Annotated in this window: 5 protein-coding genes; all 5 read right to left on the bottom strand. The window is 69.6% G+C overall.

Annotated features, from left to right (window positions below):
- Nucleotides 1-444 precede the first annotated feature (444 nt).
- The 5 genes from zwf to AC1KVE_RS18785 all read right to left on the bottom strand — a co-directional run bounded on the left by zwf (nucleotide 445) and on the right by AC1KVE_RS18785 (nucleotide 8,096).
- Complete coding sequence (gene zwf, locus AC1KVE_RS18805) at nucleotides 445-2,307, bottom strand: glucose-6-phosphate dehydrogenase (protein ID WP_481093095.1); 1,863 nt, start codon at nucleotides 2,305-2,307, stop codon at nucleotides 445-447.
- Nucleotides 2,304-4,103 (bottom strand): glycoside hydrolase family 15 protein, encoded by a 1,800-nt coding sequence (locus AC1KVE_RS18800; protein ID WP_481093094.1) that lies wholly within the window; start codon nucleotides 4,101-4,103, stop codon nucleotides 2,304-2,306. Before AC1KVE_RS18800 ends, zwf begins: the two co-directional genes overlap by 4 nt.
- 63 nt (nucleotides 4,104-4,166) lie before the next feature.
- Nucleotides 4,167-4,496, bottom strand: coding sequence for a low molecular weight protein tyrosine phosphatase family protein (locus AC1KVE_RS18795; RefSeq protein WP_016902847.1), 330 nt, complete (start codon nucleotides 4,494-4,496; stop codon nucleotides 4,167-4,169).
- Between the two features lie 26 nt (nucleotides 4,497-4,522).
- The gene (locus AC1KVE_RS18790) at nucleotides 4,523-7,843 is read right to left on the bottom strand and encodes an ankyrin repeat domain-containing protein (RefSeq protein WP_435004998.1); all 3,321 of its coding nucleotides are present in this window, start codon (nucleotides 7,841-7,843) and stop codon (nucleotides 4,523-4,525) included.
- Nucleotides 7,836-8,096, bottom strand: coding sequence for a YcgL domain-containing protein (locus AC1KVE_RS18785; RefSeq protein ID WP_026064404.1), 261 nt, complete (start codon nucleotides 8,094-8,096; stop codon nucleotides 7,836-7,838). Before AC1KVE_RS18785 ends, AC1KVE_RS18790 begins: the two co-directional genes overlap by 8 nt.
- Nucleotides 8,097-8,166 lie beyond the last annotated feature (70 nt).

Raw genomic sequence — 8,166 nt, 5'->3', positions numbered from 1 at the left:
TGTGGTGCATCGTTCGTCAACGGTAACGGCGCCGTCGCTGCCTTCGGCGACGACCTGCACGCGAGCGGCCGATTGCGTCCAAGTCATACGCCAATGTGATGGCGAGCCCCCCACCAACCACCCACAATCACTTCGCCGTTCGTAGGAGCGTGCCTGCGCGCGACCGGGCGTTACCGATAAAGCCTCGTCGCGCGCAGGCACGCTCCTACGTGGATGTGGTGCATCGTTCGTCAACGGTAACGGCGCCGACGTTGCCTCGGCGACGACCTGCACGCAAGCGGCCGATTGCGTACAAGTCATACGCCGATGGGACGGCGAGCCCTCACCAACCACCCACCATCGCTGCGCCGTTCGTAGGAGCGTGCCTGCGCGCGACCGGGCGTTACCGATAAATCCCGGCGCGCGCAAGCACTCTCCTACGTGGAGCTGCGGCGGCTGCCTCCGTCAGCGCCGTGGCGTTCGCGCCGCGGGCTTGCTGGCCGACTTCTTGGCTGCGCTCTTGCCAGCCGCGGTTTTGCCGGCGGTCTTTGCGACCTTGCCGGTTGCGCGTTTGCCCGCGGCTTTCTTTGCCGCACTGCCCGGCGACGTAGCCGCATCCTGCGATGGTCTTGCTGCAGCCGCGGATGCGCGCTTGGCTGGCGCCTTGGTGACCTTTTCGGCTGCCGCCTTGGTGATCTTCCTGGCCGGCGCCTTGGCAGCCTTCTTGACCGTCTTCCCGGTGGCTTTCTTGATCGGCGTGGTGGCGCTGCTGCGCGCTTCCGGTGCGCGGCGCGGCGGTGGCTTGCGGCCGGGGGTGAGCGCGCGCCAGGCGTGTCCACCGTTCATCGCCAGCAGGGCGTCGGCGGCCGAGGGGCCGGCGCTGCCGGCGGCGTAATTGGGGAAATCGCTGGGCGGTTGCTTCCAGGCATCCAGGATCGGTTGCACGATGCGCCAGGCACCTTCCACCATTGCCGCATCCTGGAACAGGCCGGCCTCGCCGTTCATGCAGTCCTGCAGCAGGCGCTCGTAGCCCACCGTGTATTCCTTGGGGAACCAGTCGCGGTAGCGGAAGTCCATGCGCACCGGTGCCAGGCTGACCTGCGCGCCGGGGCGTTTGACGTCGAACTGCAGCGAGATGCCTTCGTCGGGCTGGATGTGCAGCACCAGCCAGTCGGGGCCATAGCCGCCCACTTCGGTGCTGCGGAGCGGCGCCAGCGGCGCAGGCTTGAAGCGGATCGCGATCTCGGTGGTGCGCTCGCGCAGACGCTTGCCGGTGCGCAGGTAGAACGGCACACCCGCCCAGCGCCAGGTGTCGACCTGCAGCTTCATCGCCACATAGGTTTCGGTTTCCGAATCGTCCGGCACCGTGTCTTCTTCGCGATAGCCAGGCACGGCGCTGCGGTTGACCGCACCGGAGGCGTACTGGCCACGCACCACGTCTTCGGGCTTGATCGGGCGCACCGCTTCGATCACTTCGGCGCGGCGGCGATGCATCGCTTCGGTGGTGAATGCGGCCGGCGGCTCCATCGCAATCATCGCCAGCAACTGGAACAGGTGATTGGGCACCATGTCGCGCAGGCAGCCGGTGGGGTCGTAGAAGCGCCCACGCCCTTCCACCCCGATGGTTTCGGCGGCGGTGATCTGCACATGATCGATGCGGTCGCGATTCCACACCGGCTCGAACAGGCCATTGGCGAAACGGAACGCCAGGATGTTCTGCACGGTTTCCTTGCCGAGGAAGTGGTCGATGCGGAACACCTGGTCCTCATGCAAGACCTTGGCGACGGTGGCGTTGAGCGCGACGGCGCTGGGCAGGTCGTGGCCGAAGGGTTTTTCCACGATCACCCGACGCCAGCCCTCGCCCTCGCGTTGCTTGACCAGCCCGGCTTCGCCCAGGTTGAGCAATACCGGCTCGAAGAAGCGCGCGGCGGTAGCCAGATAAAACAGCACGTTGCCCTGGGTGCCGTAGCGCTTGTGCAGCTTCTCCAACGCGCCACCCAGGGTTTGATAGGCGCCCAGGTCGGTGAAATCGCCGCGCAGATAATGCATGCGCTCGCGCAGCCACTCCCAGGTGTCGGTGTCGAACTCGTCGGTCTGGAATTCGGCATCGCGGCTGCTGAGCAGCTGGGTCATCGACTGGCCCATCATGGTGCGCCACGAACGCTCGCTGATATCGCCGTGATCCATGCCGACGATGGCGAACTGCTCGCCCAGTGCGCCGGAGCGGCGCAGGTTGTACAGCGCCGGCATCACCAGGCGCTTGGTCAGATCGCCGCGTGCACCGAACACCACGATGATGCACGGCGGGGTGGTGGCTTGTTCGTTCATGGATGTGTTTCCTCTTTGCCCATGCGTCCGTGCAGGCGCAATGCCGCATTGACCAGAGCCACGTGGGAATACCCTTGCGGGAAGTTGCCAAGCATGCGCTTGCTGCGCGGGTCGTACTCTTCGGCAAGCAGGCCCACGTCGTTGCACAGCCCGAGCAGGCGCTCGAGCAGCACGCGTGCCTGCTCGGTGCGCCCGAGCAGGGCGTAGTTTTCCACTAGCCAGAAGCTGCAGGCAAGAAAGGTGCCCTCGCCGGCCGGCAAGCCGTCGGCGCTGTCGTCGGCGCGATAGCGCTCGACCAATCCGTCGATGGTCAGATCGCGTGCGATCGCATCGGCGGTCGCGGCGATGCGCGGATCATCGGCCGGCAGGAACCCCACGATCGGGATCAGCAACAACGCCGCATCCAGACGATCGGAGCCGTAGCTCTGCACGAAGTGCCCGTCCGGGTGCACGCCTTTTTCCAGCACTTCGGCGCGGATGTCGTCGGCAATGCGGCCCCAGTGCGCGCGCTTGGCCGCATCGGCGTTGGTGATGCCATCGCGCGCGCCGCAATCGAATGCCAGCCAGGCCATCACCTTGGAATGCACGAAATGACGGCGCTCGTCGCGGATTTCCCAGATGCCTTCGTCGGGCAGGCGCCACAGCGTTTCCAGCGTTTCCAGCACCTTTTCCAGCAACGATGCCGACGAGCCATCGTCATCGGACGGCGGCGCCACGCCCTTTTCGCGTGCGTAATGGAACGCGCCGATCAACTCGCCGTAGACGTCGAGCTGGAACTGGTCCACCGCGCCGTTGCCGATCCGTACCGGCCCGGAATTTTCATAGCCGGGCAGCCAGTGCGCCTCCCACTCCTGCAGGCGGCGCTCGCCGGCGATGCCGTAGAGCGCCTGCAGCTGATCCGGCGAACCGGCGATGGCGCGTTGCACCCAGTCGCGAAAAGCTTCTGCTTCGTCGCGATAGCCGGCCTGCAGCAAGGCGATCAGGGTGAACACCGAATCGCGCAGCCAGCAGTAGCGGTAATCCCAGTTGCGGCTGCCGCCCAGATGCTCGGGCAGCGAGGCAGTCGGCGCGGCGACGATGCCGCCAGTGGGCAGATAGCTGAGCCCTTTCAGCACCACCAGCGAGCGGCGCACCTGCGCGGTCCAGGGGCCGACATCGGTGCAGCGCCGCGCCCAGCCATGCCAGAACGCAGTCGTGCGTTGCAGCGCCTGTTCCGGATCGATCGCCGTCGGCGTGGGCTGATGCGACAGGCCGTGGCTGAGCACAAACCAGGTGCTCTCGCCCTGCCGCAGCGTGAAGTCGGTTTCGGTGCCCATGTCCTCGCCGTGCAGCGCCTGCGGCGAGCGCAGTGCAAGCTGGTCGGGGCCGGCAATGGCGCGGATGCCACCGTCGATGCGCGTCACCCATGGCACGGTGCGGCCATAGTTGAAGCGGAAGGTCAGGCGCATGTGCATCGGCACCTGGCCCTGCACGCAACGCACGATCCGCACCAGGTGCTGGTGGCCGTCGCCTTCATCGCTGGCGACCATGAAGTCGACCAGTTCCACCATGCCGGTGTCGGTGTGCATGCGCGTGCACAACACCAGGCTGTCGTCTTCGTAGGCACGCTCGCTGCGAAAGTCGCCGGCCGGCGACAACGCCCATTGCCCGTGCTGCTCATCGCCCAGCAGGGACGCGAAAAACGCATCGGAATCGAAACGTGGCAGACACAGCCAGTCGATGGTGCCGCGGTAGTCGACCAGGGCCGCGCTGTGGCAATTGCCCAGCATGGCGTGGTCCTCGATACGCACGCTCATCGTAGAGGCGCTTCCTTCGTGCGAGGGAGGGCCAAGTTTTGCATGCGCGGTGTCGGGATCAGGTTACGACTGCGCCGGCAGACGCAGCAGCGGTGGCACCGTGTGTTCCAGGCGACGGATCAGTGCCGGATCCATGTACGCGTAATCGTCGGGAATCTGCAGGCAGATCACCCGGCAATGGCGCAGATGCGCGGCGAAGCGCTTGCGCAGCAACTGCAGGTGACGACGCTCCATCACCAGCACCAGCTGCGCTTCGTGCAACAGCTCCGGGGTGAGCTGTACCTCCGCATCGGCGGCCAGCCCGGCCGATTGCGTCTGCACGCCCGGCCAGTCGGCGAACACGCGCTCGGCGGTGGGGCTGCGCAGCCGGTTGCGGCTGCACACGAACAGCACCCGCAGCGGTGCGCCGGCGCGCTGGCTCAGCGGCCTTCGCGCAGGAAGCGCGCCATCGAGGACACACCCGGCAAAGCGGGTTCGAACTGGCCGGCCACATCGATGAAGCCGCGCATGATCGCGATCTCGCGCGGGGTGCGGTTGAGCGCGTCGCGGCGGTCGGCATCGGCGCCGGCACGCAGCAGGCGCTGCACCAGCAACGGCAGGCCGTGCAGTGCGGCCAGGTGCAGCGGGCCGAAACCGCGTTGATCGGCCACGTCCAGCGAGACGTCTTCGTCGAGCAGGCGTTCCACGCCGGCCAGCACCACCTGCTCGTCGCAGGCGGTGCCCGGTTCGGCGCGCGCGCCCAGCACCAGCAGCAAGGGGCTGACCCGGCCGCCGGCCAGGTAGTCCGGGTCGGCACCGGCCAGCAGCAAGGTATCCAGCAAGGCCAGCAGGCGGCTCTTGTCGCGCGCGGTGAAGCCGTACAGCGCGGCGCAATGCAGCGGCGCCAGGCCTTGGTCGTCGTTGGCGTGCACATCGGCCGCCGCGGTGAGCAGGCGCGCCACGATATCCGGCAGGCCCAGCGCGCAGGCCAGCATCAGCACGGTGACGCCGCCGGGCAGGCGGTGCTCGATCTGCGCGCCGGCCTGCAGCAGCGCGGCCACGATCTCGGTCTGACGCATGCTCACCGCCGCCGACAACGGCGTGGCGCCGCTATTGGCCGCGCGTTGCGGGTCGGCGCCGCGACCGAGCAGATGCGCCACCACGCCCAGATGGCCGCCACCGGCGGCACGCAGCAACGCGGTGCAGCCCTGGGCATCGATCGCATCGACCGGCAGGCCCAGATCGATCAGGCGACGCACCGCATCGGTGTCGCCGACCATCGCGGCGGCCGGCACGTCCGCCTCGCGCAGGCTGCGCTGCGGCAGCGACCAGATGCGCCAGTCCAGCCAGTCGGCCAGGTCGCGGCGGCCGATCGACAGCGCCACCCCCAGCGGGGTCTGCCCGTCGGCAGCGCGCGCTTCCGGCGAGGCGCCCTGCTTGACCAGCAATTTCAGCGACGCCTCGCGGCCCAGCGCGGTGGCCAGATGCAGCGCGGTCATACCGTGGCTGTCGCGCGCCTCGCGGTCCACGCCGTGTTCCAGCAGCCACTGCTGCAGGCGCAGCCAGCCCAGCCGCACTGCGAGCGACAACGGCGGATCGCCGGCGGCCGACGCGGCGAACGGGTCGGCGCCGCGTTCGAGCAATTCCAGCGCGAACTGTTCCAGCCCGCGCGATGCCGCATCGTGCTGCACGCAGGCGCTGAGCAGCCGCGTCAGACCGCCGGCACCGGCCGGCGACACGCCATGGCGCAGCAGCGCCTGCAGCGCCGGCACCGCCTCCACGCCCCGCGACAGCAGCGCAAACATCGGCACATCGCCACAGGCATCGCGCACTTCGGCATCGGCCCCGTGGCGCAGCAGCCAGTCCACCGCATCGGCGTTCAAGGCCAGATGCGCGTCGTGCAGCAGGCCGCCGAGTTCTTCCGGGCCGCACAGGCGGGCCAGTGCGACCAGACCGTCGCGCTGGCCGAACTGCAGGCCTTCGCGCAGCAGCACCAGTGGCGGGCGATCGGGCAGCACCGCCACGCCGGGGCTCTCCCCGTGCGCGTCGCTGACCGCCGCCGGCAAGGGATAGCCGGGATCGAGCAACTGCACGATCGCCCAGCGCCCGGCTTCGGCGGCCACATCCACCGCGCGACGGCCGTGCGCGTCGGCGCTGTCGGCCGGCACCTGCAGCTCGAGCAGGCGCCGGATCAGCGCCGGCGACACGCTGTCGGCGGCGCAGGCCAGCATCACCGCATTGCGGCCCTCGCCGTCGATGGCCAGCACGTCGGCCTTGCGTGCGACCAGGCGTTCGAGCACGCCGCTGCGCGCCTGCCGCGCCGCATCCAGCCACGGCGTGCGGCCGAGCAGGTCGCGCGCTTCCAGATTGGCGCCGGCCGCCAGCAGCGCCTCGACGATGTCGCCGTGTCCGGCCAACGCCGCTTCGTGCAGGGCGCTGCGGCGCTGGCGGTCGCGCGCATCCACGCGCGCCTTGTGCTTGAGCAGCAGCTGCACGCCGGCCGGGTCGTCTTCCTCGGTGCCGGCCGCGGCCAGCAGCACCGGTGCGCCACCTTCCGGTTCGGAGTGCGCGCCGCGTTCCAGCAGGAACTTGGCCAGCCGCCAGTTGCCGACCTGGCAGGCCATCGCCAGCGGCGAGTGGCCTTCGTTGTTGAGCGCATCGAGTTCGGCGGCGGCATCGCGCAGCAGCGCGGCCACGCCCGGGTCGGAACTGCGCACCGCGTGGTGCAGCGGCGTGTTGCCGTCGTTGTCGCTGGCGCGCGGGTCGGCCCCGTTGGCCAGCAGCGTCATCACCGCGTCCGGGCGGCCGTGCCAGCTGTCGCGGGTGGCGGCCAGCAACGGGGTCATGCCGCGATGCGGCTGGTTGACGTCGACGCGGCGCACGATCAGCTCGCGCAGCAGGCGCAGATCCGGCAGCACCGCGGCCAGCGCGGGCAGGCTGCGTTGGTCGCGCCACTCCGGCAGCGGCATCGCCTGCGGGTCGGCCCCGGCGTCGAGCAACTGCAGCGCGCGGTCCACGCGTCCGCTGCGCGCGGCCTCGAACAGTTCGGGTACCAGTTGGTGCTGGGCCACCGGCTCCAGCGGTCGCGGCTCGGCCGCCGCTTCGGAAAAGAAATCGGCCGCCTGCAGGGCCGCCGGGGCATCGCTGCGCGCCGGGGCGGCGGTGCGTTGCAACAGCAGGTGGGCAGCGGGCAGCAGCACGCTGGCCGCGATCGCCAGACTCCAGCGCAGGCTGCTCGACAGCCAGCCCGGCCAGGTCAGCGCCACCACCAGCGTGCACATCGCCAGCACCAGGGCAGCGGCCAGCAGGCCGCGCCAGGCGTGCAACTCCTGCGTCGCCAGCGCATGCCAGCGCGGGGCCAGGGCGCCGCCATCGCGTTCGACCTCGCCCCACAGCGGCCAGGTCCGCCACAACCCGAGCAACGCGGCGCTGACCGCCACACTCAAGGCCAATGCGGCGGCCAGGCTGCCGCTGTCGCGCAGGGCGGTCAGCGGCCAGCTGATCAGGGCGGCCAGCGCCAGCAGGCCCACACCCCAGATCGTCAGCAACGGCGGCAAGGCCTGCGCAACCGCGCGCGGCCGGCTGGGCAATGCGCGGCTACCGCGCGCCCACGACACCGCCAGCGCGAACGCCGGCTGCGCCAGCCACAGCGTCACCGCGGCGACACCGCCGCCGATGCCGCCCAGCAACGACAACGCCACGCCGGCCAGGCCGGCCAGCGCTGCGGCCCGCAAGCGTGCGGCCCGTGCGGCCTCAGTCATAGTCGCACTCGCCCGCCAGCACTACCGTCTTGGGCAGTTGCAGATAGAAGCCGTGCTTGGCGAGCGCTTCGCGCACCGTGGCCACGTCGGCCTGCGCCAGACGGCGCTCCGGCGTCAACGCCACCTCCAGCACGAACGCGAACGGCGCCAGCTGCGCGTGCACGGCGGCGGGAAGACCGGAGAAGTCGTCGCGCGTGGCGAGATAGACGAAGGTGTCCTGCTTGCGTTGGCTTTTATAGACGTAGGCGTGCATGCGCGCGTGGTCGCGCTCGATCGGCAAGTGTGTCGCAGGATTGTGTCCCAATTGCGCCGATGGCGAAAGC

It is taken from the genome of Xanthomonas sp. NCPPB 2864 (assembly GCF_056675615.1).
Note: the sequence above shows the minus strand (reverse complement) of the source record. Positions and strands in the feature narration are given on the sequence as shown.